At 64.5% G+C, this 26,607-nt stretch carries 22 protein-coding genes and 3 tRNA genes; 24 read left to right on the top strand and 1 reads right to left on the bottom strand.

Annotated features, from left to right (window positions below; genetic code table 11):
• Nucleotides 1-36 precede the first annotated feature (36 nt).
• The 24 genes from ACLB90_RS03525 to pnp all read left to right on the top strand — a co-directional run bounded on the left by ACLB90_RS03525 (nt 37) and on the right by pnp (nt 25,306).
• A tRNA-Leu gene (locus ACLB90_RS03525) sits at nt 37-121 on the top strand.
• 112 nt (nt 122-233) lie between these two features.
• Nucleotides 234-590: an NADH-quinone oxidoreductase subunit A gene (locus ACLB90_RS03520; protein ID WP_411852688.1), complete on the top strand. Its 357-nt coding sequence runs from the start codon at nt 234-236 to the stop codon at nt 588-590.
• The gene (locus ACLB90_RS03515) at nt 581-1,135 is read left to right on the top strand and encodes a NuoB/complex I 20 kDa subunit family protein (protein ID WP_017354657.1); all 555 of its coding nucleotides are present in this window, start codon (nt 581-583) and stop codon (nt 1,133-1,135) included. Before ACLB90_RS03520 ends, ACLB90_RS03515 begins: the two co-directional genes overlap by 10 nt.
• A 32-nt stretch (nt 1,136-1,167) precedes the next feature.
• Complete coding sequence (locus ACLB90_RS03510) at nt 1,168-1,917, top strand: NADH-quinone oxidoreductase subunit C (RefSeq protein ID WP_017354658.1); 750 nt, start codon at nt 1,168-1,170, stop codon at nt 1,915-1,917.
• Complete coding sequence (locus tag ACLB90_RS03505) at nt 1,914-3,221, top strand: NADH-quinone oxidoreductase subunit D (protein ID WP_411851636.1); 1,308 nt, start codon at nt 1,914-1,916, stop codon at nt 3,219-3,221. The genes ACLB90_RS03510 and ACLB90_RS03505 overlap by 4 nt, the downstream gene beginning before the upstream one ends.
• Nucleotides 3,222-3,315: 94 nt before the next feature.
• Entirely contained in the window at nt 3,316-3,843 is a 528-nt protein-coding gene (gene nuoE / locus ACLB90_RS03500; RefSeq protein WP_019182680.1) for an NADH-quinone oxidoreductase subunit NuoE, read from the top strand.
• 3 nt (nt 3,844-3,846) lie between these two features.
• Complete coding sequence (gene nuoF / locus ACLB90_RS03495; RefSeq protein WP_411851635.1) at nt 3,847-5,187, top strand: NADH-quinone oxidoreductase subunit NuoF; 1,341 nt, start codon at nt 3,847-3,849, stop codon at nt 5,185-5,187.
• Complete coding sequence (nuoG, locus tag ACLB90_RS03490) at nt 5,184-7,433, top strand: NADH-quinone oxidoreductase subunit NuoG (RefSeq protein ID WP_411851634.1); 2,250 nt, start codon at nt 5,184-5,186, stop codon at nt 7,431-7,433. Before nuoF ends, nuoG begins: the two co-directional genes overlap by 4 nt.
• On the top strand, nt 7,430-8,521 hold the full coding sequence (gene nuoH, locus ACLB90_RS03485; RefSeq protein ID WP_411851633.1) for an NADH-quinone oxidoreductase subunit NuoH: 1,092 nt from the start codon (nt 7,430-7,432) through the stop codon (nt 8,519-8,521). The genes nuoG and nuoH overlap by 4 nt, the downstream gene beginning before the upstream one ends.
• Nucleotides 8,522-8,524: 3 nt before the next feature.
• The gene (gene nuoI / locus ACLB90_RS03480) at nt 8,525-9,013 is read left to right on the top strand and encodes an NADH-quinone oxidoreductase subunit NuoI (protein ID WP_017355930.1); all 489 of its coding nucleotides are present in this window, start codon (nt 8,525-8,527) and stop codon (nt 9,011-9,013) included.
• Between the two features lie 6 nt (nt 9,014-9,019).
• Nucleotides 9,020-9,679 carry an NADH-quinone oxidoreductase subunit J gene (locus ACLB90_RS03475; RefSeq protein WP_017355931.1) on the top strand — a complete coding sequence of 220 codons (660 nt, stop codon included), beginning with the start codon at nt 9,020-9,022 and terminating at the stop codon, nt 9,677-9,679.
• Complete coding sequence (gene nuoK, locus ACLB90_RS03470) at nt 9,676-9,981, top strand: NADH-quinone oxidoreductase subunit NuoK (RefSeq protein WP_017355932.1); 306 nt, start codon at nt 9,676-9,678, stop codon at nt 9,979-9,981. The genes ACLB90_RS03475 and nuoK overlap by 4 nt, the downstream gene beginning before the upstream one ends.
• Before the next feature lie 7 nt (nt 9,982-9,988).
• On the top strand, nt 9,989-12,190 hold the full coding sequence (gene nuoL, locus ACLB90_RS03465; protein WP_411851632.1) for an NADH-quinone oxidoreductase subunit L: 2,202 nt from the start codon (nt 9,989-9,991) through the stop codon (nt 12,188-12,190).
• 23 nt (nt 12,191-12,213) lie between these two features.
• On the top strand, nt 12,214-13,722 hold the full coding sequence (locus ACLB90_RS03460) for an NADH-quinone oxidoreductase subunit M (RefSeq protein WP_411851631.1): 1,509 nt from the start codon (nt 12,214-12,216) through the stop codon (nt 13,720-13,722).
• Nucleotides 13,723-13,758: 36 nt separating this feature from the next.
• Entirely contained in the window at nt 13,759-15,219 is a 1,461-nt protein-coding gene (gene nuoN / locus ACLB90_RS03455; protein WP_411851630.1) for an NADH-quinone oxidoreductase subunit NuoN, read from the top strand.
• Nucleotides 15,220-15,346: 127 nt separating this feature from the next.
• Nucleotides 15,347-15,423 (top strand) — tRNA-Met (locus ACLB90_RS03450).
• A 148-nt stretch (nt 15,424-15,571) separates the two neighbouring features.
• A tRNA-Met gene (locus ACLB90_RS03445) sits at nt 15,572-15,648 on the top strand.
• A gap of 586 nt (nt 15,649-16,234) precedes the next feature.
• Nucleotides 16,235-16,825: a ribosome maturation factor RimP gene (gene rimP / locus ACLB90_RS03440; protein WP_017355936.1), complete on the top strand. Its 591-nt coding sequence runs from the start codon at nt 16,235-16,237 to the stop codon at nt 16,823-16,825.
• Nucleotides 16,826-16,829: 4 nt separating this feature from the next.
• Nucleotides 16,830-18,341 carry a transcription termination factor NusA gene (nusA, locus tag ACLB90_RS03435; protein WP_411851629.1) on the top strand — a complete coding sequence of 504 codons (1,512 nt, stop codon included), beginning with the start codon at nt 16,830-16,832 and terminating at the stop codon, nt 18,339-18,341.
• Between the two features lie 95 nt (nt 18,342-18,436).
• Nucleotides 18,437-21,076 (top strand): translation initiation factor IF-2, encoded by a 2,640-nt coding sequence (gene infB / locus ACLB90_RS03430; protein ID WP_411851628.1) that lies wholly within the window; start codon nt 18,437-18,439, stop codon nt 21,074-21,076.
• Between the two features lie 99 nt (nt 21,077-21,175).
• Nucleotides 21,176-21,601: a 30S ribosome-binding factor RbfA gene (rbfA, locus tag ACLB90_RS03425; RefSeq protein ID WP_411851627.1), complete on the top strand. Its 426-nt coding sequence runs from the start codon at nt 21,176-21,178 to the stop codon at nt 21,599-21,601.
• Nucleotides 21,602-21,706: 105 nt separating this feature from the next.
• Nucleotides 21,707-22,615 carry a tRNA pseudouridine(55) synthase TruB gene (truB, locus tag ACLB90_RS03420; RefSeq protein WP_411851626.1) on the top strand — a complete coding sequence of 303 codons (909 nt, stop codon included), beginning with the start codon at nt 21,707-21,709 and terminating at the stop codon, nt 22,613-22,615.
• Nucleotides 22,616-22,786: 171 nt separating this feature from the next.
• Nucleotides 22,787-23,047, top strand: a complete 261-nt coding sequence (gene rpsO, locus ACLB90_RS03415; protein WP_017355941.1) for a 30S ribosomal protein S15 — start codon at nt 22,787-22,789, stop codon at nt 23,045-23,047.
• Between the two features lie 150 nt (nt 23,048-23,197).
• Nucleotides 23,198-25,306 (top strand): polyribonucleotide nucleotidyltransferase, encoded by a 2,109-nt coding sequence (gene pnp, locus ACLB90_RS03410; protein ID WP_411851625.1) that lies wholly within the window; start codon nt 23,198-23,200, stop codon nt 25,304-25,306.
• A gap of 119 nt (nt 25,307-25,425) precedes the next feature.
• Here the strand turns inward: pnp and ACLB90_RS03405 are convergent, their stop codons facing one another.
• Nucleotides 25,426-26,436, bottom strand: a complete 1,011-nt coding sequence (locus ACLB90_RS03405) for a tetratricopeptide repeat protein (protein WP_411851624.1) — start codon at nt 26,434-26,436, stop codon at nt 25,426-25,428.
• Nucleotides 26,437-26,607 lie beyond the last annotated feature (171 nt).

The raw sequence follows: 26,607 nt of genomic DNA, 5'->3' as shown, positions 1-26,607 counted from the left end.
CGGCGCATTGGGAAGTAACCCCCGGTGCGATCGTAAGCCCAGGTGGCGGAATTGGTAGACGCACTACCTTGAGGTGGTAGCGACGAGAGTCGTAGGGGTTCGAGTCCCCTCTTGGGCACCATTGTTTGTAAGCGGATTTCGTCTGGCGCGCACGGCGCCAGGGAGCGGGATCCGTCCACTCCCCCATGCCAAAGCGCCTGCAGGCGCAGCGGCAGAGGCAAGAGAGAATCGCTGTGCTGGCCGAATATTTGCCGTCTCTGCTGTTTCTGATCGTTGCCACCGGTATCGGCGTTGCGCTGATGCTGGTCGGCCGATTCCTCGGTCCACGACGTCCTGATCTGCAAAAGCTCTCGCCGTACGAGTGCGGCTTCGAGGCTTTCGAGGACGCGCGCATGAAGTTCGATGTGCGCTACTACCTGATCGCGATCCAGTTCATCGTATTTGACTTGGAAATCATTTTCATCGTGCCGTGGACCCAGGTCTTCATGGAACTGGGTGCGCGTTCGTTGGTCACGATGGGCCTGTTCGTGGGCATGCTTTTCCTCGGTTTCATTTACGTCTGGAAGAAGGGAGCGCTGGAATGGGAGTGATTCAGACTCTCGATGGCCTGATGAACAACCCGGTCCCGGAAGGGCGGGTCGACGACATCCTGCGCCCCGAAGGCGACAACCCGCTGCTCGAAAAGGGCTACGTGACCACCAGCGTCGATGCGCTGTTGAACTGGGCGCGTACCGGTTCGATGTGGCCGATGACCTTTGGTCTGGCCTGCTGCGCGGTGGAAATGATGCATGCCGGCGCGGCGCGCCTGGATCTTGACCGCTACGGCGTGGTGTTCCGCCCGTCGCCGCGTCAGTCCGACGTGATGATCGTGGCCGGCACCCTGGTCAACAAGATGGCCCCGGCGCTGCGCAAGGTCTACGACCAGATGCCGGACCCGAAGTGGGTCATTTCGATGGGCAGCTGCGCCAACGGTGGCGGCTACTACCACTACTCCTATGCAGTAGTGCGTGGTTGCGACCGCGTGGTGCCGGTGGACGTGTACGTCCCCGGTTGTCCGCCTACCGCCGAAGCGCTGGTGTACGGGATCCTGCAGTTGCAGAAGAAGATCTGGCGTACGCAGACCATCGCCCGCTGACATTCCTCCTGACAAGAGCACGCCAAGCCCCCATGGCAGAGCAAGCATCCTTCATCGACCGACTCTCCGCACGCTTTGCCGGTGCGCAGGTCTTCGTGGTCGAACCCCGCGGCGAAGTGACGCTGGAAGTGCCCGCCGCTGACTGGCATGCCACCGCCCTGGCGCTGCGCGACGAATTCGGTTTCGAGCAGTCCGTCGACCTGTGCGGCCTGGACTACCTCGGCTACGGCAGCGACGAATGGGATACGGCCGACGTGTCGTCCCAAGGCTTCAGCCGTGGCGTCGAGGGCAAGTCCGTCGGTCGTTTCGCGTGGGGCGAGTTCCCCACCCGCGAAACCAGCGATGGCGCCCAGCCGCAGCCGATTCCGCTGCAGCGTTTCGCCGTGGTCGCCCAGCTGCGTTCCTACCAGCACAACCTCACCATGCGCATCCGTTGTTTCGCGCCGAATGAGGAACTGCCGGTGGTCGCGTCGCTGACCAGCGTCTGGCCGGGCCTGAACTGGTTCGAGCGCGAAGCGTTCGACCTGTACGGCGTGATCTTCGAAGGCCACCCGGACCTGCGCCGGATCCTGACCGACTACGGTTTCGTCGGCCATCCGTTCCGCAAGGATTTCCCGCTGATCGGCAACGTCGAAGTGCGCTACGACGAAGAGAAGAAGCGCGTGATCTACGAGCCGGTGACCTCGGTGGAGCCGCGTGTCGGCGTGCCGCGCGTGATCCGTGACGACGCCCGTTTCCAGACCGCTGCCGGCGAAAGCGCGCAGACGGAGGCAGTAAAGTGAGCGAATTCCACCAGGCCAGCCAGGCCTTTGCGAGCAATTCCGCCGAAAGCCGGCAGGAAATCCGCAACTACACGATGAACTTCGGCCCGCAGCATCCGGCCGCGCACGGTGTGCTGCGCCTGATCCTGGAAATGGACGGCGAAACCATCATGCGTGCCGACCCCCACGTGGGCCTGCTGCACCGTGGTACCGAGAAGCTGGCCGAGTCCAAGCCGTTCAACCAGTCGATCGGCTACATGGATCGCCTGGATTACGTGTCGATGATGTGCAACGAGCACGCCTACGTGCGCGCGATCGAAACCCTGATGGGGATCGAAGCGCCCGAACGCGCGCAGTACATCCGCACCATGTTCGACGAAATCACCCGCATCCTGAATCACCTGATGTGGCTGGGTTCCAACGCGCTCGATCTGGGCGCGATGGCGGTGATGCTGTACGCCTTCCGTGAGCGCGAAGAGCTGATGGACTGCTACGAAGCCGTCTCCGGCGCGCGCATGCACGCGGCGTACTACCGTCCGGGCGGCGTCTACCGCGACCTGCCGGACCGCATGCCGAAGTACAAGGAATCGCGCTGGCACAAGGGCAAGGCGCTGAAGAACCTCAACGCCGCGCGCGAAGGTTCGCTGCTCGATTTCCTCGAGAACTTCACCGTCGAGTTCCCCAAGCGCGTCGACGAGTACGAAACCCTGCTCACCGACAACCGTATCTGGAAGCAGCGTACCGTCGGCATCGGCGTGGTCACTCCGGAACTGGCCCATGCGTGGGGCATGACCGGCGTGATGCTGCGTGGCTCGGGCATCGCCTGGGATCTGCGCAAGAAGCAGCCGTACGCCAAGTACGACGCCGTCGACTTCGACATTCCGCTGGGCAAGGAAGGCGACTGCTACGATCGCTACCTGGTCCGCGTGGCCGAGATGCGCGAGTCCAACCGCATCATCAAGCAGTGCGTGCAGTGGCTGCGTGCCAACCCCGGCCCGGTCATGGTCAAGAACTTCAAGGTCGCGCCGCCCAGCCGCGAGGACATGAAGGACGACATGGAAGCGCTGATCCATCACTTCAAGCTGTTCAGTGAAGGCTACTGCGTCCCGGCTGGCGAAACCTATGCCGCCGTCGAAGCACCCAAGGGTGAATTCGGCTGCTACCTGATGTCCGATGGCGCCAACAAGCCGTTCCGCGTGCACCTGCGCGCGCCGGGGTTCGCCCATCTGTCCTCGATCGACTCCATCGTGCGCGGGCACATGCTCGCCGACGTGGTGGCCATGATCGGCACCTACGACCTGGTGTTCGGTGAGGTGGACCGGTAATGGCAAGCGCATGCACGATGCCTGACACCCGCCGGCTGCTGCCGGCGCTGCAGGTTCTGGTTTTTCACGATTTGGTATTCGCTGAGGTCGGCCGATGAAGGCGACAGGTAATTTCGAGGCGGCGCGTGACGTCGACCCGATGGTGGTGTTGAGCGACAAGACGCGCGCACATATCGATCACTGGCTGGCCAAGTTCCCGCCGGATCGCAAGCGCTCGGCCGTGTTGCAGGGCCTGCACGCCGCACAGGAACAGAACGCCGGTTGGCTGACCGACGAGCTGATCGCCGGCGTGGCCAAGTACCTGGACCTGCCGCCGGTGTGGGCCTACGAAGTGGCCAGCTTCTACTCGATGTTCGAGCTGGAGAAGGTTGGCCGCCACAACGTTGCCTTCTGCACCAACATCAGCTGCTGGCTGAATGGCGCCGAGGACCTGGTCGCGCATGCCGAGAAGAAGCTTGGCTGCAAGACCGGCCAGTCCACCGCCGATGGCCGCATCTACCTCAAGCGTGAAGAAGAATGCCTGGCCGGTTGCGCCGGTGCGCCGATGATGGTCATCAACGGCCATTACCACGAGCGCCTGACCGTCGAGAAAGTCGACGAGCTGCTGGACGGGTTGGAGTAAGACATGGCACATCATCACGCACCCAGTGGTCCGGTCGGTCCCGCACCGTTGCCGCATCAGGTGGTTTACACCACCCTGCATTACGACACTCCGTGGTCGTATGAAAGCTACCTCAAGACCGGTGGCTATGCCGCCCTGCGCAAGATCCTCGAAGAGAAGATCTCGCCGGAGCAGGTCATCGAGATGGTCAAGCAGTCGAACCTGCGCGGCCGCGGTGGCGCCGGCTTCCCGACCGGCCTGAAGTGGTCCTTCATGCCCAAGGGCACCATGCAGAAGTACATCCTCTGCAACTCGGACGAATCCGAGCCGGGTACCTGCAAGGACCGCGACATCCTGCGTTACAACCCGCATTCGGTCGTGGAAGGCATGGCGATCGCCTGCTACGCCACCGGCAGCACCGTGGGCTACAACTACCTGCGCGGTGAGTTCCACCACGAGCCCTTCGAGAACTTCGAGCAGGCCCTGGCCGACGCGTACGCGAACGGCTGGCTGGGCAAGAACATCCTCGGCAGCGGCGTGGACATCGACATCTACGGCGCGCTCGGCGCCGGCGCCTACATCTGCGGCGAAGAAACCGCGCTGATGGAGTCGCTGGAAGGCAAGAAGGGCCAGCCGCGCTACAAGCCGCCGTTCCCGGCCAATTTCGGCCTGTACGGCAAGCCGTCGACGATCAACAACACCGAGACCTATGCCTCGGTGCCGGCGATCATCCGCAACGGCCCGGAATGGTTCCAGAGCCTGAGCCTGACCAAGAACGGCGGTCCGAAGATCTTCTCGGTCTCCGGCTGCGTGCAGAAGGGCGGCAACTTCGAAGTGCCGCTCGGCACCACCTTCGATGAACTGCTGGAAATGGCCGGTGGCCTCAAGCCGGGCCGCACCCTGAAGGGCGCGGTTCCGGGCGGCGTCTCGATGCCGGTGCTGAAGGCCGAGGAGCTCAAGGGCCTGCAGATGGACTACGACACCCTGCGTGCCCTCGGCACCGGTCTGGGGTCGGGCGCCATCGTGGTGCTCGACGATAGCGTCTGCTGCGTCAAGTTCGCCTGCCGCATCTCGCAGTTCTTCCACAAGGAATCCTGTGGCCAGTGCACCCCGTGCCGCGAAGGTACCGGCTGGATGCACCGCGTTCTGGAGCGCATCGTCGCCGGCAAGGCCACGATGGAAGACCTGCACCAGTTGAAGGCAGTGGCCGGCCAGATCGAAGGCCACACCATCTGCGCGTTCGGTGAAGCGGCGGCATGGCCCATCCAGGGCTTCCTGCGCCAGTTCTGGGACGAATTCGAGTACTACATCGTCAACGGTCATTCGATGGTTGACGGCAAGAAGGTGGAGGCAGCCGCTGCATGAGCGCGCAACCCAACAATCCTGGTGGCACCCCGGCGATCGTGCCGGAAGGGCATGTGACCGTCGAAATCGACGGCCAGTCCCTGGTCGTGCCCAAGGGCTCGATGATCATCCAGGCCGCCGACAAGGCCGGCATTCCGATCCCGCGCTTCTGCTACCACGAGAAGCTGCCGATCGCGGCCAACTGCCGCATGTGCCTGGTGGACGTCGAGAAGTCGCCCAAGCCGGCGCCGGCCTGCGCCACGCCGGTCATGGATGGCATGAAGGTCGCCACCCGCAGTGAAAAGGCACTGAAGTTCCAGCGCTCGGTGATGGAGTTCCTGCTGATCAACCATCCGCTGGACTGCCCGATTTGCGATCAGGGCGGCGAGTGCGAGCTGCAGGACGTCTCGCTCGGCTATGGCCGTTCGGTGAGCCGCTTCAACGAGCGCAAGCGTGTGGTGCCGGACGAGGACATGGGTCCGCTGGTCGCCACCGAAATGACCCGCTGCATCCAGTGCACCCGCTGCGTCCGCTTCACCGCCGACGTTGCCGGTACCTACGAACTGGGTGGCATGTACCGCGGTGAAAGCCTGCAGATCGGTACCTACGACGGCAAGCCGCTGACCACCGAGCTGTCCGGCAACGTCGTCGACGTGTGCCCGGTCGGCGCGCTGACCAACAAGGTGTTCCAGTTCCGCGCCCGTCCGTGGGAACTGACCGCACGCGAGTCGCTGGGTTATCACGACGCGATGGGCTCGAACCTGTTCCTGCACGTGCGTCGCGGCGAAGTGCTGCGCGTGGTGCCGCGCGACAACGAGTCGGTCAACGAATGCTGGCTGTCCGACCGCGACCGCTACTCCCACCAGGGCCTGTACAGCGAAGACCGTGCGGTCAAGCCGCTGCGCAAGGTCAATGGCGAGTGGAAGGAAGTGAGCTGGGCTGAAGGCCTGGCCGCCGCCAAGGAGATCTTCGCCGCAAACCAGGGCGACGACCTCGGCGTGCTGGTGCACCCGTCGGCCTCCAACGAGGAAGGCGCGCTGCTGGCCCGCCTGGCCAAGGGCCTGGGCACCACCAACATCGATCACCGCATCAACAACCGCGACTTCTCCGACGCTGCCGTGGCCGACGTGTTCGGCCTGCCGCTGGCCGAGATCGAAGGCGCGGACAGCATCGTCGTGCTCGGCAGCAACATCCGCCACGAGCTGCCGCTGCTGCACGCCCGCCTGCGCAAGGCGCAGACCACGCGCAACGCGAAGATCCACGCGGTCAACCCGGTCGACTTCGACTTCGCCTTCAAGCTGGCCGGCAAGCAGATCGTCGCACCGTCGAAGTTCGTCGACGCGCTGGGCAATGCCGAGCTGCGCGAGGCCGTGAAGGGCGCCAACAACGCCGTCCTGATCGTCGGTGCGATCGCCGAAAACCACCCGCAGGCGGCCGCCATCCGCGCCGCCGCGCGTGACTTCGCCGCCGCCACCGGTGCCAGGCTGTGCCGCATCCCGCAGGGCGCCAACGCCGTGGGTCTGGCCCGCGCCGGCGTGCTGCCGGCCGGCAAGGACGTCAATGCCATGCTGGCCCAGCCGCGCAAGGCATATGCCCTGTACGGCATCGAGCCGGGTCTGGACTTCGCCGACGCCGCCGCTGCCCGCAAGGCACTGGCCGGTGCGCAGGTGGTGGCCTTCAGCCAGTTCGCCTGCGCCTCGACCCGCGACGTGGCCGACGTGATCCTGCCGATCGGCGCACTGCCGGAAGTGGACGCCACCCTGACCAACCTCGATGGTCGCGAGCAGTCGGCCCGTGCCGGCGGCAAGCTGCCGGGCGAGGCCCGTGAAGGGTGGCGCGTGCTGCGTGCACTGGGTGGCGAGCTCTCGCTGGCCGGTTTCGAGTTCATCGACCTGGCCGGCCTGCGCGCCAGCCTGGCGCCGGTCAGCGTCACCGTTGCGTCGTCGGCCGCCGCGCCGGTCGCCGTTGACGGGCTGGAAGTGGCCTCGACCCCGGCGATCTACCGTACCGATGCGGTGGTCCGTCGCGCCCAGGCGCTGCAGTCGCACCCGCTCAACAACGCGCCGCGCATCGTGCTCAACGCCGACGACGCCGCACGCCTGCAGCTGGTTGAAGGGCAGATGGCCAAGGTCGGCACCGATGCCGGTCGCGCCACGCTGCCGGTGGTGGTCGACGCCCGCGTCGCCGCAGGGTCGGTCTGGATTGAATCGGGCCACGGTGCTACCGCGCCGCTGGGTGCCGCACGCGTAACGGTGGTGGCTGCATGAACGAATTGCTGTTGAACGCGGTCGATCCGCTGCACCAGTGGCTGCTGTCGCTGGGCGAAATCGGCGCGCTGGCCTGGATCATCCTGAAGATCCTGGTGATCACCATGCCGGTGATCATCTCGGTGGCCTTCTACGTGGTCTGGGAACGCAAGCTGATCGGCTGGATGCACGTCCGCCACGGCCCGATGTACGTGGGCATGGGCATCTTCCAGGCCTTCGCCGACGTCTTCAAACTGCTGTTCAAGGAAATCATCCAGCCGGCCAGCTCGCACAAGGCCATGTTCGTGCTGGCACCGCTGATCACCCTGGCCCCGGCCTTCGCGGCGTGGTCGGTGATTCCCTTCGATGCGAAGATCGTGCTGTCCAACGCCAACGCCGGCCTGCTGTACCTGCTGGCGATGACCTCGCTGGGCGTGTACGGCATCATCCTCGCCGGTTGGGCCTCCAACTCGAAGTACGCGTTCCTGGGTGCGATGCGCGCTTCGGCGCAGATGATCAGCTACGAAATCGCGATGGGCTTTGCCCTGGTCGGCGTGATGATCGCCTCGGGCAGCCTCAACCTGAGCAACATCGTGCTGGCCCAGGCGGGCAACTCCGGTCTGTTCGACTGGTTCCTGCTGCCGCTGTTCCCGCTGTTCGTCGTGTACTGGGTGTCCGGCGTGGCCGAAACCAACCGCGCGCCGTTCGACGTGGTGGAAGGCGAATCGGAAATCGTCGCCGGCCACATGGTCGAGTACTCCGGCGGTGCGTTCGCGCTGTTCTTCCTGGCCGAATACGCCAACATGATCCTGATCAGCTTCCTGATCTCGATCTTCTTCCTCGGCGGCTGGCTGAGCCCGATCCAGGGCTGGGTCACCGCGGACATCTCGCCGTGGATCGACTGGATCTGGAAGGGCGGCTGGCCGTGGCTGCTGCTGAAGGTGTTCTTCTTCGCCAGCTCGTACATCTGGTTCCGTGCCAGCTTCCCGCGCTTCCGTTACGACCAGATCATGCGTCTGGGCTGGAAGGTCTTCATCCCGCTCACCATCGCGTGGATTGCAGTGACGGCGTTGATGGTGTTCTACGGCGTGATCCAGAAGGGCGTCTAAGTGATGAATCGAATTACCCATTACTTCAAAAGCCTGCTGCTCCTTGAGCTGCTCGGGGGGCTGTGGCTGACCCTGAAGTACGCGTTCAAGCCGAAGTACACCCTGATGTACCCGATGGAGAAGTTCCCGCAGTCGCCGCGTTTCCGCGGCCTGCACGCGCTGCGCCGTTACCCCAACGGCGAAGAACGCTGCATCGCATGCAAGCTGTGCGAAGCGGTGTGCCCGGCGCTGGCGATCACCATCGATTCGGCCAAGCGCGAGGACGGCACCCGCCGTACCACCCGTTACGACATCGATCTGTTCAAGTGCATCTTCTGCGGCTTCTGTGAAGAAAGCTGCCCGGTGGACTCGATCGTCGAGACCCACATCCTCGAGTACCACTTCGAGAATCGTGGCGAGAACATCGTTACCAAGCCGCAGCTGCTGGCCATCGGTGATCGGCTTGAAGCCGAAATCGCCGAGCGTCGCGCCGCCGATGCCGCTTTCCGCTGAGGTCGAATGATGGATTGGGTAAATATCGCTTTCTGGGTCTTCTCCATCGTGGCGGGCATTTCCGCTGCGGCGGTGATCAGCGTGCGCAATCCGGTGTATGCCGTGTTGTGCCTGATCCTGACCTTCTTCTCCGTGGCCTGCATCTGGATTCTGGTGGGCGCCGAGTTCCTGGGCGTGGCTCTGGTGCTGGTGTACGTCGGCGCGGTCATGGTGTTGTTCCTGTTCGTGGTGATGATGCTGGACATCGACGCCTCCAACCTGCGTGAGGGCTGGGTGCGTTACCTGCCGATCGGGCTGGTGGTCGCAGTGACCATGCTGGTGCAGATGCTGGTGCTGATCGGGGTGAAGGGCAGGGCGGTCAATCCGTTCCCGGCCGACAACGCCGCCGCGCTGGCCGCCGACACCTCCAACATCACCTGGCTGGCCCGCAGCCTGTTCACCGAGTACCTGCTGCCGTTCGAGTTCGCCGCCGTCATCCTCACCGTGGCCGTGGTTGCCGCCGTGATGCTGACCCTGCGTCGTCGCAGTGGCCTGAAGACCCAGAACCCGTCCCTGCAGACGATGGTGAAGGGCAGCGACCGCCTGCGCATCGTCAAGATGGACGCGGAAAAGCCGCTGGTGCACACCGTTACCAAGCCGTCGAGCGACGAGGAGGCCAAGCCATGATTACCCTCGGCCATATTCTGGCGCTGGGCGCGCTGCTGTTCTGCATCAGCCTTGCCGGCATCTTCCTCAACCGCAAGAACATCATCGTGCTGCTGATGTCGGTCGAGCTGATGCTGCTGTCGGTCAACATCAATTTCGTCGGGTTCTCGCGGGAACTGGGTGACACGGCCGGACAGCTGTTCGTCTTCTTCATCCTGACCGTGGCCGCGGCCGAGGCCGCCATCGGCCTCGCGATCCTGGTAACCCTGTTCCGTAACCGCCGCACCATCAATGTCGGCGAAGTCGATTCGCTGAAGGGCTGATCCGTAGATGGAAATCACTCTCTCCAAGAGTCTGTTGATCGCAGTGGTGCTTGCACCGCTGTTCGGCAGCATCATCGCTGGCCTGTTCGGTCGTCAGGTGGGTCGCGCTGGCGCGCAGGCGGTCACGATCCTCGGCGTCGCAGTGAGCTGCGTCCTCTCCAGCTATGTCCTGTACATGCTGCTGTGGGGCGGTGCCCAGCCGTACAACGAAAACGTCTACACGTTCTTCGAAGTGGGCCGCTACTCCGCCCATGTCGGGTTCATGATCGACAAGCTGACCGCGATGATGATGGTCGTGGTGACCTTCGTGTCGTTCCTGGTGCACGTGTACACCATCGGCTACATGCAGGATGACCCGGGCTACCAGCGGTTCTTCAGCTACATCTCGCTGTTCACCTTCTCGATGCTCACCCTGGTGATGAGCAACAACTTCCTGCAGCTGTTCTTCGGCTGGGAAGCGGTGGGTCTGGTGTCGTACCTGCTGATCGGTTTCTGGTTCAAGCGCCCGACCGCGATCTTCGCCAACATGAAGGCGTTCCTGGTCAACCGCGTCGGCGACTTCGGCTTCATCCTCGGCATCGCCGGTGTGATGTGGGTGTTCGGCACCCTGGATTACGCCACCGTGTTCGCCAACGCGCCGGTGCTGGCGCAGCCGGAGATGGCGCTGCAGGTCTGGTCGGGTTCGATCAGCCTGTTCGGCCAGAGCTACCAGCTGATGAACGAGCCGGTCATCTGGTCGATCGCCACCATCATCTGCATCTGCCTGTTCATCGGTGCGATGGGCAAGTCCGCCCAGGTGCCGCTGCACGTCTGGCTGCCGGACTCGATGGAAGGCCCGACCCCGATCTCGGCACTGATCCACGCCGCCACGATGGTCACCGCGGGCATCTTCATGGTCACCCGCATGTCGCCGCTGTTCGAGCTGTCGCAGACGGCCCTGAACTTCGTGCTGTTCATCGGTGCCACCACGGCCTTCTTCACCGGCCTGATCGGCATCGTGCAGAACGACATCAAGCGCGTCGTCGCGTACTCCACGCTGTCCCAGCTGGGTTACATGACGGTGGCACTGGGCGTGTCGGCTTACTCGGCGGCCGTGTTCCACCTGATGACCCACGCCTTCTTCAAGGCGCTGCTGTTCCTCGGCGCGGGCTCGGTGATCATCGCCATGCACCACGAGCAGGACATGCGCAAGATGGGCGGCCTGCGCAAGTACATGCCGATCACCTTCGTGACCATGTGGATCGGCACGTTGGCCCTGGTGGGCACGCCGTTCTTCTCCGGCTTCTACTCCAAGGACACCATCATCGAGGCCGCGCAGCACCATGCGCACGTGTCGTCGAGCTGGGTGGCCACCTACGGGTACTGGGCGGTGCTGGGTGGCGTGATCGTCACCAGCTTCTACAGCTTCCGTCTGCTGTTCCTGACCTTCCACGGCAAGGAGCGCTTCCGCGACGCGCATGACGACCACGGCCACGGCCATGACGATCATCACGCGGCCCATGACGACCATCATCATGCCGCCGACGCGCATGCTGCCGACGCGCACCATGACGACCACGGTCATGGCCACGGCCCGCACGAGCCGCACGAGACCCCGTGGGTGGTCACGCTGCCGCTGATCCTGCTGGCGATCCCGTCGATCGTGATCGGCTTCTTCAGCATCGGTCCGATGCTGTACGGCACCGGTTGGTCGGGCGACCACGCCGAGCATGCGATCCCGGGCCAGGTGCATTCGTTCTTCACCGGCATCGTCGACTTCTACAACCCGGCGCGCGACACCATCGGTGCGCTGGCCGAAGAGTTCCACGGTCCGGTCGCCTTTGCGCTGCACGGCATGATGGCGCCTGCGTTCTTCCTGACCGTGGCCGGTTTCCTGCTGGCGGTGCTGTTCTACCTGTGGAAGCCGGAGCTGGCGGGCAAGGCCCGCAGCACCTTCGCGCCGCTGGTGTCGGTGCTGGAGAACAAGTACGGTTTCGACAAGCTCTGGATCGGCGGTCTCGCCGGTGGCGGCATCAAGCTGGGCAAGGTTTCGCGCGCGATCGACACGAACGTCGTCGATGGTGTGGTGGTCAACGGTTCGGCACGCCTGATCGATCTGGCGGCCAACCTGCTGCGTCGCACCCAATCCGGTTTCCTCTATCACTACGCCTTCGCGATGATCATCGGCCTGATTGCCCTCCTGGGCGTCCTGATGCATTACCTGCGTTGATGACCTGTACGGAATAAGAAGACGTGTCGAACTGGCCCCTACTCAGTGTTCTCATCTGGCTGCCGATCATCGGCGGTGCCCTGATCCTTGCCATCCGTGACGCCCAAACCGCCCGCTGGGCGTCGCTGGGCGTGGCGGTGCTGACCTTCGTGGCCAGCCTGTCGCTGCTCAGCGGCTACGACGTGGCCAACGACGCGCTGCAGTTCGTCGAAACCCGCGCCTGGATCCCGTCCTACAACATCGGCTACAACCTTGGCGTCGATGGCATCGCGATCGCGCTGATCCTGTTGACCACGCTGGTCTCGGTCCTGGCCCTGATCGGCGCCTGGAGCGCGATCGACAAGCGCGTCAACCAGTACGTGGCCGCCTTCCTGATCCTGGAAGGCGTCACGGTCGGCATCTTCGCCGCGACCGACGCGATGCTGTTCTACGTGTTCTTCGAAGCGATGCTGATCCCGATGTTCCTGATCATCGGTGTCTGGGGCGGCCCGCGCCGCATCTACGCGGCGATGAAGTTCTTCCTGTACACCTTCCTCGGCTCGGTGCTGATGCTGGTGGCACTGATCTACCTGTACCTGAAGGGCGGCAGCTTCCAGCTGGCCGACCTGTACCAGCTGCAGCTCTCGGCCGCCGAGCAGACCTGGATCTTCTTCGCCTTCCTGATCGCGTTCGCGGTCAAGGTGCCGATGTTCCCGGTGCACACCTGGCTGCCGGACGCGCACGTGGAAGCGCCGACCGCCGGTTCGGTGATCCTGGCCGCCATCGCACTGAAGATCGGTGGTTACGGTTTCCTGCGCTTCAACCTGCCGATCGTCCCGGACGCATCGCAGGAGTGGGCATGGCTGGTGATTGCCCTGTCGCTGATCGCGGTGATCTACGTCGGCCTGGTCGCCCTGGTGCAGGACGACATGAAGAAGCTGATCGCCTATTCGTCGATCGCGCACATGGGCTTTGTCACCCTGGGCACCTTCATCGCACTGTGGCTGGTGCGTGACGCCGGCAACGCCGACGCTGCCCGTCTGGGCCTGCAGGGCGCGATGGTGCAGATGATTTCGCACGGCTTCGTGTCCGGCGCGATGTTCTCCTGCGTGGGCGTGCTGTACGACCGCATGCACAGCCGCCGCATCGCCGATTACGGCGGCGTGGTCAACGTGATGCCGTGGTTCGCCACCTTTGCCATGCTGTTCTTCATGGCCAATGCGGGTCTGCCGGGTACCAGCGGTTTCGTTGGTGAGTTCATGATCATCATGGCCAGTTTCCAGCGCAATCCGTGGCTGGCACTGGGCGCGGCCACCACCCTGGTGATCACCGCGGCCTATACGCTGTGGCTGTACAAGCGCGTGTTCTTCGGTGAAGTGGCTAATGCCCATGTCGCCGAACTGAAGGACATCAACGGTCGCGAGTGGCTGGTGCTGGGTGTGTTTGCCGTGGGCACCCTTGCCCTGGGCCTGTACCCCAAGCCGCTGACCGACCTGATGGAGCCCTCGATCGCGAAGCTGGCGATGCAGATCGCATCCAGCAAGCTGCTGTAATCGGGCCGTCGAGAGTATTGATTCCAGGATTTGATGATGACCACCTCGCCGCTGTTGCCACTGACCGCCGCCGACCTGCCGCCGCTCGCTCCCGAGCTGGTGCTGATTGGTAGCGCCTTCACCTTGTTGATCCTGGATCTGTTCATCAGCGAAAAGAACAAGATATGGACCCACCTGTTCTCGGTTGCCGCGCTGGGCGTGGTGCTGTTCATGCTCGCCACCGGCGTGGGCGGGCAGGGCGAGGTGTTCCACGGCATGTTCGTCCGCGACACCGCGGCCGACGTGATGAAAACCGTGATCGTGCTGTGCAGCGGTCTGACCCTGGTCTACGGCTGGAGCTACCTGCGCGAACGCAAGCTGTTCCAGGGCGAGATTCCGGTGCTGATCCTGTTCGGCACCGCCGGCATGATGATCCTGGTCTCGGCCGGCAGCCTGCTGATGGTCTACCTGGGCCTGGAACTGCTGGCGCTGTGCTCCTACGCGCTGGTGGCCAGCAACCGTGAGAACGGCCTGGCCTCCGAAGCGGCGATGAAGTACATCGTGCTTGGCTCGCTGGCCTCCGGCCTGCTGCTGTACGGCATGTCGCTGATCTACGGCGCCACCGGTTCGCTGCACCTGGACGTGATCCACGCCGCGATTCCGCACTCGGAAGAGAAGATGCTGCTGCTGACCGGCGCCGTCTTCATGATTGCCGGCGTGGCCTTCAAGCTCGGCGCGGCCCCGTTCCACATGTGGCTGCCCGACGTGTACCAGGGCGCTCCGGCCCCGGTCGCGCTGTTCATCAGCTCGGCACCGAAGCTGGCCGCGTTCGGTATGGCCTACCGCCTGCTGGAAGTGGGCGTGGGCCCGCTGTCCGACGAGTGGAAGTACCTGATCGGTGGCCTGGCCGCGCTGTCGCTGGTGGTCGGCAACCTGATGGCGATCGCCCAGACCAACCTCAAGCGCATGCTGGCGTACTCGACCGTGTCGCACATCGGCTTCCTGCTGCTCGGCATCGCCGGCGGTGGCGAGCAGGGCTACGCGGCGGCGCTGTTCTATGCCCTGAGCTACGCGATCATGTCGACCGCCGGCTTCGGCGCGATCATCGCGCTGTCGCGCAGCGGCTTCGAGGCAGAGAACATCAATGACTTCAAGGGTCTGAACGCCCGCAACCCGTGGATGGCCGGCCTGGTGCTGTGCATCATGGCGTCGATGGCCGGCATTCCGCCGTTCCTGGGCTTCTGGACCAAGCTGGCCGTCCTCGGCGCAGCGATCAACGGCGGCATGCTGTGGCTGGCGATCCTGGGCGTGCTGTGCGCGGTGGTGGGTTGCTTCTACTACCTGCGCGTCATCAAGGTCATGTACTTCGATGAGCCGGTGGGCGAGCCGCTGCCGGCCAACAACGACCGCGTGCTGGGCGTGGTGCTGGGCGTGAACGCCTTGGCGCTGCTGGCCCTGGGTCTGGCCTGGAACCCGATCATGGTCTGGTGCCAGCAGGCATTTGCACATCTTGCGTAAAAAACGATACAAAACTGCGCAATTAGTGTAATATTCGTTTCCTGAGTTGTTGATGCAGCGGTTTCGCCAGAACATCGTTGCGGTAGGTTCCCACCTCTGGTGGGCTCACCAACTCTTCCGCTTCTGCTGCGGGGTGGAGCAGTCTGGCAGCTCGTCGGGCTCATAACCCGAAGGTCGCAGGTTCAAATCCTGCCCCCGCTACCATATCGACCCGATGCAGATCGGGTGGTGGACGAATCAGGCGATCCCGGCAACGGGGTCGCCTTTTTCGTTGCAGGGATCGGGATCGATTCCGCGTTGTTAACAAAGGGGTTGCGCGGGAGTGAAAACTCCCTTACAATTCCGCTTCTGCTGCGGGGTGGAGCAGTCTGGCAGCTCGTCGGGCTCATAACCCGAAGGTCGCAGGTTCAAATCCTGCCCCCGCTACCACAGAAAATCTGCAGTGCAGATGCAGTAGACGAAAAGGCGATTCCGGCAACGGAGTCGCTTTTTTCGTTGGGGGATCGCTACCACGGCGTCCTGTCTGCAGATGCCGTCGGAGGCTGCCTGCGTCGCCCCGGTCGCCCCGGTCGCCCTGGTCGCCCTGCGTGGCCTGCGGTTGAGGCTGCGCGTTGTGCCTGCGCTGCACCCGTTCCCGGTGATGGGCCCGGCGTCCATCCGGTGCCGGCGGGGCAACCCGTCTCCAATACGCCCCAGCCATTGCACCAGCGCGGTGCAACGGCTATCATCAGCGGCTTAGCGGACTATCCATGCGCATCCTTTCAACGGATGTGAATGCGGCCCGCTACCGGCTTCCAGGAACGGCACCCTGTAACCAGGTCGCCGTGACCCCCCGGAAGGCTGGGCTCGCTGGAACGCACGCCGCGTGTGTTCCCGCTACCGGAATCCAGCATGACCGGAGTTGTACCGGACAAGGGGCCCAGCGGGCCCTTTGTTGTTTCCGGAATGTGGCCAGTGGTGTTGGGCCAGCGCAACTGGCCAAGCCAGTATCTCTTTCAACGAATCAAGGCAGACTGTGAGCGACAAGGCAACCGAAATCGCGAATCTGCTCGCCCCCACCGTTCAGTCGCTGGGTCTCGAGCTGCTGGGTGTGGAGTATCTGACTGCCCCGGGCGGTGCGACCCTGCGCCTGTACATCGACGTGCCGCTGGCCGAACAGCCCGAGCGCATCGTCAACATCGACGACTGCGAGCGCGTCAGCCGTGAAGTGTCCGCGCAGCTGGACGTGGAAGACCCGATCAGCGCCAACTACACGCTGGAAGTCTCCTCGCCCGGCGTCGACCGTCCGCTGTTCACGGGCGAGCAGTTCGAACGCGCCATCGGCGAATCCGCCAAGGTGACGTTGAAGCTGCCGCAGGATGGCCGCCGCCGCCTGCAGGGCGAGATTCTCGCCGTGGATCTGGAACAGGGTACGGTCACCTTCAAGGTCGACAATGCCCCTTTCACCGCCGATGTCGAGAATATCGACAAGGCACGCATCATGCCGGACTGGGCCGCCCTCGGCCTGGCTCCGACCAAACCGACTGGCCCGGCACCCAAGCAGGGTGGCAAGGCGAACAAGAAACCATCCAACGAGCCGGCGGCCAAGAAGCCGCGCGCGGAGTGAGCCAATGAGCAAGGAACTTTTGCTGGTAGTGGATGCGGTCGCCAATGAAAAGGGCGTTCCGCGTGAAGTGATCTTCGAGGCCATCGAGGCTGCACTGGCGTCGGCCGCGAAGAAGCGTTATCCGGACCAGGAAGTGCTGGCCCGTGTGTCGATCGACCACAAGGACGGCAACTACGAAACGTTCCGCCGCTGGGAAGTGGTGGCCGATGATGTGGTGATGGAATCCCCGGATCGTCAGATCCGCCTGATGGATGCCATCGACGAAGCCGACGGCGTCGAGGTTGGCGACTACATCGAAGAGCAGATCGAGAACCCGGACTTCGGCCGTATCGCCGCACAGGCCGCCAAGCAGGTGATCGTCCAGCGCGTGCGCGAAGCCGAACGTCAGCAGGTCGTCGATGCGTGGAAGGATCGCGTGGGCGAACTGGTCACCGGTGTGGTCAAGCGCGCCGAGCGCGGCAACATCTATGTGGACCTGGGCGGCAACGCCGAGGCCTTCATTCCGAAGGACAAGGGCATCCCGCGCGACGTGCTGCGCGCTGGCGACCGCGTGCGCGGTTACCTGGCCGAAGTCCGTTCGGAACCGCGTGGCCCGCAGCTCTTCATCAGCCGCGCCGCGCCGGAATTCATGATCGAACTGTTCAAGCTCGAAGTGCCGGAAGTCGGCCAGGGCCTGGTCGAGATCAAGGCCTGCGCACGTGATCCGGGCGACCGCGCCAAGATTGCCGTGCTGGCCCATGACGCGCGCACCGATCCGATCGGTGCCTGCATCGGCATGCGCGGTTCGCGCGTGCAGGCCGTGTCCAACGAGCTCAATGGCGAGCGCGTGGACATCGTGCTGTGGAACGACAACCCTGCCAACTTCGTCATCAACGCGATGGCCCCGGCGGAAGTGCAGTCGATCATCGTCGATGAAGAAAAGCATTCGATGGACCTGGCCGTGGCGGAAGAGCGCCTGGCCCAGGCGATCGGCAAGGGCGGCCAGAACGTGCGCCTTGCCAGCCGCCTGACCGGTTGGCAGCTCAATGTGATGACCCAGGACCAGGTGACCGCCAAGTCCGAGGCAGAGCAGGGCGTTGCCCGCCAGCTGTTCATGGACAAGCTGGAAGTGGATGAAGAAATCGCCGCCATCCTGGTGACCGAAGGCTTCAACACCGTGGAAGAAATCGCCTACGTCCCGGTCGGCGAACTGCTGGCCGTGGAAGGCTTCGACGAAGACATCGTCGAAGAGCTGCGTGCCCGTGCCCGCGATGCGCTGCTCAACGAAGCGCTGGCGGTGGAAGAGGGTCTGGAGGACGGTTCGCCGGCCGAAGACCTGCTCGCCCTGGAAGGCATGGACGAGGCGACCGCCTACGCCCTGGCCGGACATGGCGTGCGAACCAGTGAGGACCTGTCGGACCTGGCCGCCGACGAGATCCTCGAGTTCGGTATCGAGGACCTGGACCAGGAGCGCGCCGCCGCTCTGATCCTGGCCGCCCGAGCCGAGGAGATCGCCCGCCTGGAGCGCGGCGAATGAGCCAGCGATGAACAGTGCCCTGACCCGCTCAGGGCTTAGACTCCGCGCTGCCTTCGCACGTTTCGAGGGAGCGCCAACCAGATCATAGGATCCGAATGTCGCAGCAAACCACCATCCGCAAGCTTGCCGAACTGGTCAACACCCCGGTCGATAAACTGCTCGTACAGCTTGCCGAAGCCGGCATGAAGTTCAGCGGTCCCGACCAGGTCGTGACCAGCACCGAGAAGGTGAAGCTCCTGGGCTTCCTTCGTCGTTCGCACGGCAAGACCGAGCAGCCCGCCGAGAGCACCGACGAGGCAGCCAAGAAGATCACCCTGAACCGTCGCAAGTTGCAGGAAGTGACCGTCAGCGCCGGCCGCAGCAAGACCACCGTCAATGTTGAGGTGCGCCAGAAGCGTACCTACACCAAGGACAGCAGTGGCAAGGCGATGACGCCGGATGAGGAGCGCGCCGACATCCTGCGCAAGCTGGAGGAATCCCGCCAGCGCAATCTGGACGAGCAGCGCGCACTGGCCGAGAAGGACCGTGCGCGCGACGAAGAAATCGCCCGCAAGCGTCAGGAAGAAATCGACGCCAAGGAACGTGCCGAAGCCGAGCGCAAGGCGGCCGAGGCCGCTGCCGAAGCGGCCAGGAACGCACCGCCCGCACCGGCCCCGGTTGCAGCCAAGCCTGCCGCCGCCGATGCGCCGGCCCGTGGCCCGCGTCCGTCCGCTCCGTCGGCGGCACGTCCGGCACCGCGTGCGGACGACCGCAACTCGAACAACAACAATCGCCCGGGCGCCAAGCGCGACGACGATGGTGGCAACCGCTTCGCCGGTCAGCTGCATCTGTCGGCCGCCGATCGTGCCCGTCGCGGCAACAACAGCAACTCGCGCGGTCGTCCGACCGGGCGCGTGCAGCACGGTGGCCGCCGCGACAGCAACCAGTCGCGCAGTGGCGGTGGTGCACATGGTTTCGAACGTCCGGTCGCACCGATCGTGCGTGACGTCACCATCGGCGACACCATCACCGTGGCCGATCTGGCCCAGAAGCTGGCCGTCAAGGGCGGCGATGTGGTCAAGGCGCTGTTCAAGATGGGCGTCATGGCGACCATCACCCAGACCATCGACCACGACACCGCCGCGCTGGTGACCGAAGAACTCGGCCACAACGTGATCCGTGCCAACACCAACGACGCCGAAGACGCGCTGCTGGCGCTGGCTGGTGGCAACCAGGGCGAGCCGGTGGCACGTCCGCCGGTGGTCACCATCATGGGCCACGTCGATCACGGCAAGACCTCGCTGCTGGATTACATCCGCCGCACCAAGGTCGCCACGGGCGAAGCCGGTGGCATCACCCAGCACATCGGTGCCTACCATGTTGAAACGCCGAAGGGCGTGATCAGCTTCCTGGATACCCCGGGCCACGCGGCGTTTACGTCCATGCGTGCCCGTGGTGCCAAGCTGACCGACATCGTGGTGCTGGTGGTGGCAGCCGACGACGGCGTCATGCCGCAGACCAAGGAAGCCATCCAGCACGCCCGTTCGGCGGGTGTGCCGCTGATCGTGGCGATCAACAAGATCGACAAGTCCGGCGCCGATCCGATGCGCGTCAAGAACGAGCTGCTCACCGAGCAGGTCGTGTCCGAAGACTTCGGCGGCGACACCCAGATGGTCGAGATCTCGGCCAAGGCGGGTCTGGGCATCGACGACCTGCTCGACGCGATTTCGATCCAGGCCGAACTGCTGGAACTGAAGGCCGTGGCCGACGGCCGCGCCAGTGGCGTGGTCATCGAGTCCTCGCTGGACAAGGGCCGTGGCCCGATCGCCACCGTGCTGGTGCAGCAGGGTTCGCTGAAGAAGGGCGACTACCTGGTCTGCGGTATCCAGTACGGCCGCGTGCGCGCCCTGTTCGACGAAACCGGCAAGCAGCCGGACCAGGCCGGTCCGTCGATTCCGGTGCAGGTGCTGGGTCTGTCCGGCGTGCCGGATGCCGGCGACGACTTCGTCGTGGTCGAAGACGAGCGTCTGGCCAAGGACGTCGCGCAGCAGCGCGAAACCAAGCGCCGTGAATCACGCCTGGTCCAGTCGGCGGGCAGCCGCATGGAAGACATCATGGCGACCCTGGGCAAGGGCGATGGCCAGCAGGTGCTGAACCTGGTGATCAAGGCCGACGTGCAGGGTTCGGTGCAGGCGCTGAGCCAGGCACTGGTGGCGCTGTCCAACGAAGACATCCGCATCAACGTGATCCACTCCGGCGTGGGCGGCATCACCGAGTCGGACGCCAACTCGGCCGTCGCTTCCAAGGCCACCGTCATCGGCTTCAACGTGCGTGCCGACGCCTCCGCGCGTCGCATCATTGAATCCAACGGCGTTGACCTGCGTTACTTCTCGATCATCTATGACGTGATCGATCAGGTGAAGCAGGTGGCTTCCGGTCTGCTCGGCGTGGAAATCCGCGAAGAGATCATCGGTATCGCCCAGGTGCGCGACGTGTTCCGCAGCTCCAAGTTCGGTGCGGTGGCCGGCTGTATGGTCATCGAAGGCACGGTCAAGCGCAGCAAGCCGATCCGCGTCCTGCGCGATAGCGTGGTGGTGTTCGAAGGCGAGCTGGAATCGCTGCGTCGCTTCAAGGAGAACGTCGAGGAAGTCCGCAACGGTACCGAATGCGGTATCGGCGTGAAGGCTTACAACGACGTCAAGCCGGGCGACCAGATCGAGTGCTTCGAGCGTATCGAAGTGCCGCGCACCCTGTAACAGGGAACAGCAGGGCCCGACCATCGGTCGGGCCCTGCCAACATTCCGGGTTGCGACCAGTGGTCGTGACCCGCCTATCCGAACATTGAAGAGCGTCTCGTGCCAAAAACCTTCCATCGAACCGACCGTGTTTCCGCCCAGATCCGCCGTGAGCTGGGTACGCTCGTGCACAATCTGGTGCGTGTGCACGGCTTGCCCTCGGTGAGCGTTTCCGACGTCGAAATCACCCGTGACATGGCCCACGCCAAGATCTTCGTCACCGCGCTGATGCCCGAGCGTTCGGCAGAAGCGATGAAGGGCCTGAAGGAGCTGTCCTGGGAACTGCGCATGGACCTGGCCAAGGCCATGAAGCTGCGCCATGTCCCCGAGCTGCACTTCCACTACGACGATTCGGTGGACCGCGGCGAGCGCATCGACAACATCCTGCGCGATCTGCCCGACACGCTGGCGGCCGAGAAGAGCCGCGACGTGGATGGCGACGACGCCGATGACGCGGATGACGCCGCGCCGGCCGACAAGGCCTGACGTTACCCGAGATAGCGCCGGGCCACGCCCGGCGGGCCGCGTTGCGCGCGGCAATGATCGACGACACGAGCAGCCGGGCAGCGCCTGGCTCTACGGTGATATTTCATGACCCGAATTACGTTCCGTCGCCTGGACGGCCTCCTGCTGCTCGACAAGCCGGGTGGCATGAGCTCCAACGCGGCGCTGCAGATCGCACGACGCCTGTTCCGTGCCGAAAAGGGCGGCCATACCGGCAGTCTGGATCCGCTGGCCACCGGCCTGCTGCCGCTGTGCTTTGGCGAGGCGACCAAGATCGCGGGACTGCTGCTGGGTTCGGCCAAGGCGTATGACGCCGAGGTCGTGCTGGGCCAGACCACCGACACCGACGATGCCGACGGCACCGTGCTGCGCGAGCGGCCGGTACCGGCGATCAGTGCCGAGGCGCTGGAGGCCGCGCTGGCGCCGCTGCGCGGGCGCATCCGCCAGCGCGCTCCGATCTATTCCGCGCTCAAGCAGGGCGGCGAGCCGCTGTATGTGAAGGCGCGCCGTGGCGACGCCATCGAAGCGCCCGAGCGGGAGGTGGAGGTGCATGCCATCGAGGTGCTGGCGCAGCAGCCGACCCGCTTGACCCTGCGCGTGACCTGCGGCTCGGGTACCTACATCCGCAGCCTCGCCCGCGACCTGGGCGAAACCCTGGGGTGCGGCGCGCATATCGCCGGTCTGCGCCGCCTGTGGGTGGACCCGTTCCGCGATGCGCCGATGGTCACCCTGGAGACGCTGCGGGCAATGGCCGCGCAGGGCGATGAAGCCGGCATGGAGCAGCTGCTGCTGCCGCTGGCCGACGGCCTGGCGCACTACCCGCGGGTCACCCTGGATGCTGAACAGGCGGCCCGGTTCTGCGTGGGCCAGCGCCAGCGCGGTGAAGGCTGGCCGGCGGGGCTGGTGGTCGTGTATGGCCCGGAGGACGCCATTCAGGGTCTGGGACAGGTTGATGACAGTGGATTGCTGGCCTCCCAGCGCCGTTTCAACCTCTGACCGCTGGTCCGGCAATCGCCCCCGGACCTTGTCCCGGCGGGCCGCGCCCGTTACAATTTCGCGGCCTTTTCAGGCATCCCGCGTTGTGCGGGTTCATCCTTTCGTTCACGGCGAGTCGCGCGGTACGTCAATGGGACGTTTCTGCGGGCCACGCATCCAAGAGAAAATAAAATGTCGATCGACACCCAGAAGGTCATTGAAGACAACAAGCGCAGCTCGGCTGACACCGGCTCCCCGGAAGTCCAGGTTGCACTGCTGACCGCCCGCATCGAACTGCTGACCGGCCACTTCAAGACCCACAAGAAGGATCACCACAGCCGTCGTGGTCTGCTGCAGATGGTCAACCGTCGCCGCAGCCTGCTCGACTACCTGAAGAAGAAAGATGGCGTGCGTTACAAGGCCCTGATCGAAAAGCTCGGCCTGCGTCGCTAAGCAGGAATCCCAACCGCGGCGCAGGAATGCGCCGCGGTTTTGTTTTGGTAGTACCGCATCAAACGCCTGGACCGGACCACCGGTCACCCGTCGGCGGCAAGGGTCGCCCGCGGTCCATTCGAAGAAAGCATCATCCCAAGGACATCCCCCGTGGCAAAAATCACCAAAACCTTCCAGTACGGCAAGCACACCGTCACGCTTGAAACCGGCGAAATCGCCCGTCAGGCCGGTGGCGCCGTCATCGTCAAGTTCGACGACACCGTGCTGCTGGTCTCCGCCGTGGCTGCCAAGAGCGCGCGTGAGGGCCAGGACTTCTTCCCGCTGACCTGTGACTATCAGGAGAAGTTCTACGCCGGTGGCCGTATCCCGGGTGGCTTCTTCAAGCGCGAAGGCCGCGCGACCGAGAAGGAGACGCTGATTTCGCGTCTGATCGATCGCCCGATCCGTCCGCTGTTCCCGGAAGACTACAAGAACGAAGTGCAGATCATCGCCACGGTGATGTCGCTGAACCCGGACATCGACGGCGACATCCCGGCGCTGATCGGTGCCTCGGCCGCGCTGTCGCTGGCCGGCACCCCGTTCAAGGGTCCGATCGCCGCTGCCAAGGTCGGTTACAAGAACGGTGAGTACATCCTCAACCCGACCGTGACCGAACTGAAGGATTCGGAGCTGGAACTGGTTGTCGCCGGTACCGCCAACGCCGTGCTGATGGTCGAATCCGAAGCCGCGCTGCTGTCTGAAGACGTGATGCTGGGCGCCGTGACCTTCGGTCACCGCGAAATGCAGAAGGTCATCAACGCGATCAACGAGCTGACCGTGGAAGCCGGCACCAAGCCGTCGACCTGGGTTGCCCCGGCCAAGAACGACGCCCTGATCAGCGCCCTGCAGGAAGCCATCGGCCCGCGTCTGGGCGAAGCCTTCCAGGTGCGCGACAAGCTGCAGCGCCGCGACGCCATCTCGGCGATCAAGAAGGACGTGACCGAGTCGCTGGCTGGCCGTGTGGCCGCCGACGGCTGGAACCCGGCCGAGCTGTCGAAGGAATTCGGCGAGCTGGAATACAGCACCATGCGCAACTCGGTGCTGGACACCAAGGTCCGCATCGACGGCCGTGCGCTGGACACCGTCCGCCCGATCGCCGTGCAGACCGGCATCCTGCCGCGTACCCACGGATCCTCGCTGTTCACCCGCGGTGAAACGCAGGCCATCGTGACCATCACCCTGGGCACCGCCCGTGATGGCCAGGTCATCGATGCCGTGTCCGGTGAGTACAAGGACAACTTCCTGTTCCATTACAACTTCCCCCCGTACTCGGTGGGTGAGACCGGCCGCATGATGGGCCCGAAGCGTCGCGAAATCGGCCACGGCCGTCTCGCCAAGCGCGGCGTGCTGGCAGTGATGCCGTCGCTGGAAGCCTTCCCGTACACCATTCGCGTGGTGTCGGAAATCACCGAATCCAACGGCTCTTCGTCGATGGCCTCGGTCTGCGGTTCCTCGCTGGCCCTGATGGACGCCGGCGTGCCGGTGAAGTCGCCGGTCGCGGGTATCGCGATGGGTCTGGTCAAGGAAGGCGAGCGCTTCGTCGTCCTGTCCGACATCCTGGGTGACGAAGATCACCTGGGCGACATGGACTTCAAGGTCGCCGGTACCGCTGAGGGCATCTCCGCCCTGCAGATGGACATCAAGATCGAAGGCATCACCGAAGAGATCATGAAGCAGGCACTGCAGCAGGCCAAGGCTGGCCGTCTGCACATCCTCGGCGAAATGGCCCACGGCCTGACCGCACCGCGTCAGGAGCTGTCGGACTACGCGCCGCGCCTGCTGACCATCAAGATCCACCCGGACAAGATCCGCGAAGTGATCGGCAAGGGTGGTTCCACCATCCAGGCCATCACCAAGGAAACCGGCACCCAGATCGACATCCAGGACGACGGCACCATCGTCATCGCCTCGGTGAACGCGATCGCGGCGCAGGCAGCCAAGTCGCGCATCGAGCAGATCACCTCGGACGTCGAGCCGGGCCGCATCTACGAAGGCAAGGTCGCCAAGATCATGGACTTCGGTGCGTTCGTCACCATCCTGCCGGGCAAGGACGGCCTGGTCCACGTGTCGCAGATTTCCAGCGAGCGCGTCGAGAAGGTCGGCGACAAGCTGAAGGAAGGCGATGTGGTCAAGGTCAAGGTGCTGGAAGTCGACAAGCAGGGCCGTATCCGCCTGTCGATGAAGGCCGTCGAAGAAGGCGAGGGCGTGGCCGCCGAGTAATCGGCGCACCCCGGTTGCGGAAGGTGAGGGCCGTTGGTCCTCACACTTCCGGGCTTCGAACAACAAGAAAGCGGGCTTCGGCCCGCTTTTTTGTTGTTTGCGTTCCGAGGCCGGCGCGGCTACGCCACGTCGTCTTCGTCGTCCTGCTCCACCTCGGTGGGATCCAGCCACCACACCTGCCCATCGGCGGGCGCGCTGGCGGACCCGTCCCGGCTTTCGATCGCATCGAGGGCGCGCCGGGGCCCTGCCGCTACCCAGTCGGCGAGCAGGCGCTCCACCGCCGCCTTCCCCTGTGCGCCGATGCCTAGGGTGCGCTCCACCTGCCAATCGTCGTTGCCGGCGGCACCGTCGTCATGATCGGCCGCGGTATCCGCTGCGTGCGGCACACCGTAACTGCAGCGCAGGCACAGCGACCGCACCGACGCGGTCCAGTCCTCGACGTAGCCGATGCCCGGCAGTTGCGCGTCCTGCAGCGCCGCCATGTCGTCCGCCGACGGACACCGGATGAACGCCACGAAGGTGCGGTGATCCGATACCTGCAACGTCTGCAGCGCGTTGAACACGGGCACCGTGCCGCCGTTCAATGCGCGCTCGCCGGTCTTGGCACCATCGTGCAGCACGATGTCGAACAGGCGATGCCCGCTGCTGCCGAACGGCACGTTCAACACCCGTGCGCGCACCACGTCGATGCGCCGCGCGAACACCGTCTCGCCGCTGCCCCAGGGGTCGAGCCGCACGCAGACCATGCCGAAATCGGTATCGATCGGACCGTCGCCGTCCGGAACGGTGATGCCGCACTGCGCCCACTGACGGCGGGCTTCCGCCCAGTCGCCCAGTGCCGTGGCGGCAATGCCGGCATTCCAGGCCGAGCCCTGGTCGAACGCGTCCTGCAGGGACTGCGCGCGCAGGTTGTGCTGCAGCGAGGCGGGCCAGTCGCGCAGATACTTGTGCGCCAGGCCGCGCATGTAATGCAGGTACGGCGCGTGCGGGGCATGCCCGCTGAGTTCACCGAACAGGGCGCTGGCCTGCTGCAGGTGGCCAGCGTCGAACGCGGCGTAGGCCTCCGCTTCCAGCGCCGCCAGGGTGTCGTTGTCCGGCGTGGAAAGTGATGTGTCGGTGGTGTCGGTCATGAGTCGGCAGATCGTCAGTATGTGTGCGCACTGTAGCCGCTGCGCCCGTTGGTCGCGCACGCCATTGCATGGCATCGTTCGCTGTCCATCTGTCCTGTCGCGACGTTGCGCTGACCTGCGCGCGGGCGCGCGATCTGTCCACCGGACGGGATTGCCGGACATCGCGTTCAA

It is taken from the genome of Stenotrophomonas sp. LGBM10 (genome assembly GCF_046736075.1).
In the GTDB taxonomy this organism is placed as follows: Bacteria; Pseudomonadota; Gammaproteobacteria; order Xanthomonadales; family Xanthomonadaceae; genus Stenotrophomonas.
The sequence above is the reverse complement of the archived record's forward strand: the minus strand, read 5'-3'. Positions and strand labels throughout refer to the sequence as shown.

Bases quoted from the DNA above. Each gene is read 5' to 3' on its own strand.
- rpsO (WP_017355941.1), top strand. From the start codon at position 22,787: ATGTCGATCGACACCCAGAAGGTCATTGAAGACAACAAGCGCAGCTCG.
- nuoN (WP_411851630.1), top strand. From the start codon at position 13,759: ATGACCACCTCGCCGCTGTTGCCACTGACCGCCGCCGACCTGCCGCCG.
- ACLB90_RS03405 (WP_411851624.1), bottom strand. From the start codon at position 26,436: ATGACCGACACCACCGACACATCACTTTCCACGCCGGACAACGACACC.
- ACLB90_RS03515 (WP_017354657.1), top strand. From the start codon at position 581: ATGGGAGTGATTCAGACTCTCGATGGCCTGATGAACAACCCGGTCCCG.
- infB (WP_411851628.1), top strand. From the start codon at position 18,437: ATGTCGCAGCAAACCACCATCCGCAAGCTTGCCGAACTGGTCAACACC.
- nuoG (WP_411851634.1), top strand. From the start codon at position 5,184: ATGAGCGCGCAACCCAACAATCCTGGTGGCACCCCGGCGATCGTGCCG.
- nuoI (WP_017355930.1), top strand. From the start codon at position 8,525: ATGAATCGAATTACCCATTACTTCAAAAGCCTGCTGCTCCTTGAGCTG.
- truB (WP_411851626.1), top strand. From the start codon at position 21,707: ATGACCCGAATTACGTTCCGTCGCCTGGACGGCCTCCTGCTGCTCGAC.
- nuoK (WP_017355932.1), top strand. From the start codon at position 9,676: ATGATTACCCTCGGCCATATTCTGGCGCTGGGCGCGCTGCTGTTCTGC.
- nuoF (WP_411851635.1), top strand. From the start codon at position 3,847: ATGGCACATCATCACGCACCCAGTGGTCCGGTCGGTCCCGCACCGTTG.
- nuoH (WP_411851633.1), top strand. From the start codon at position 7,430: ATGAACGAATTGCTGTTGAACGCGGTCGATCCGCTGCACCAGTGGCTG.
- nuoL (WP_411851632.1), top strand. From the start codon at position 9,989: ATGGAAATCACTCTCTCCAAGAGTCTGTTGATCGCAGTGGTGCTTGCA.
- ACLB90_RS03510 (WP_017354658.1), top strand. From the start codon at position 1,168: ATGGCAGAGCAAGCATCCTTCATCGACCGACTCTCCGCACGCTTTGCC.
- ACLB90_RS03475 (WP_017355931.1), top strand. From the start codon at position 9,020: ATGATGGATTGGGTAAATATCGCTTTCTGGGTCTTCTCCATCGTGGCG.
- nuoE (WP_019182680.1), top strand. From the start codon at position 3,316: ATGAAGGCGACAGGTAATTTCGAGGCGGCGCGTGACGTCGACCCGATG.
- nusA (WP_411851629.1), top strand. From the start codon at position 16,830: ATGAGCAAGGAACTTTTGCTGGTAGTGGATGCGGTCGCCAATGAAAAG.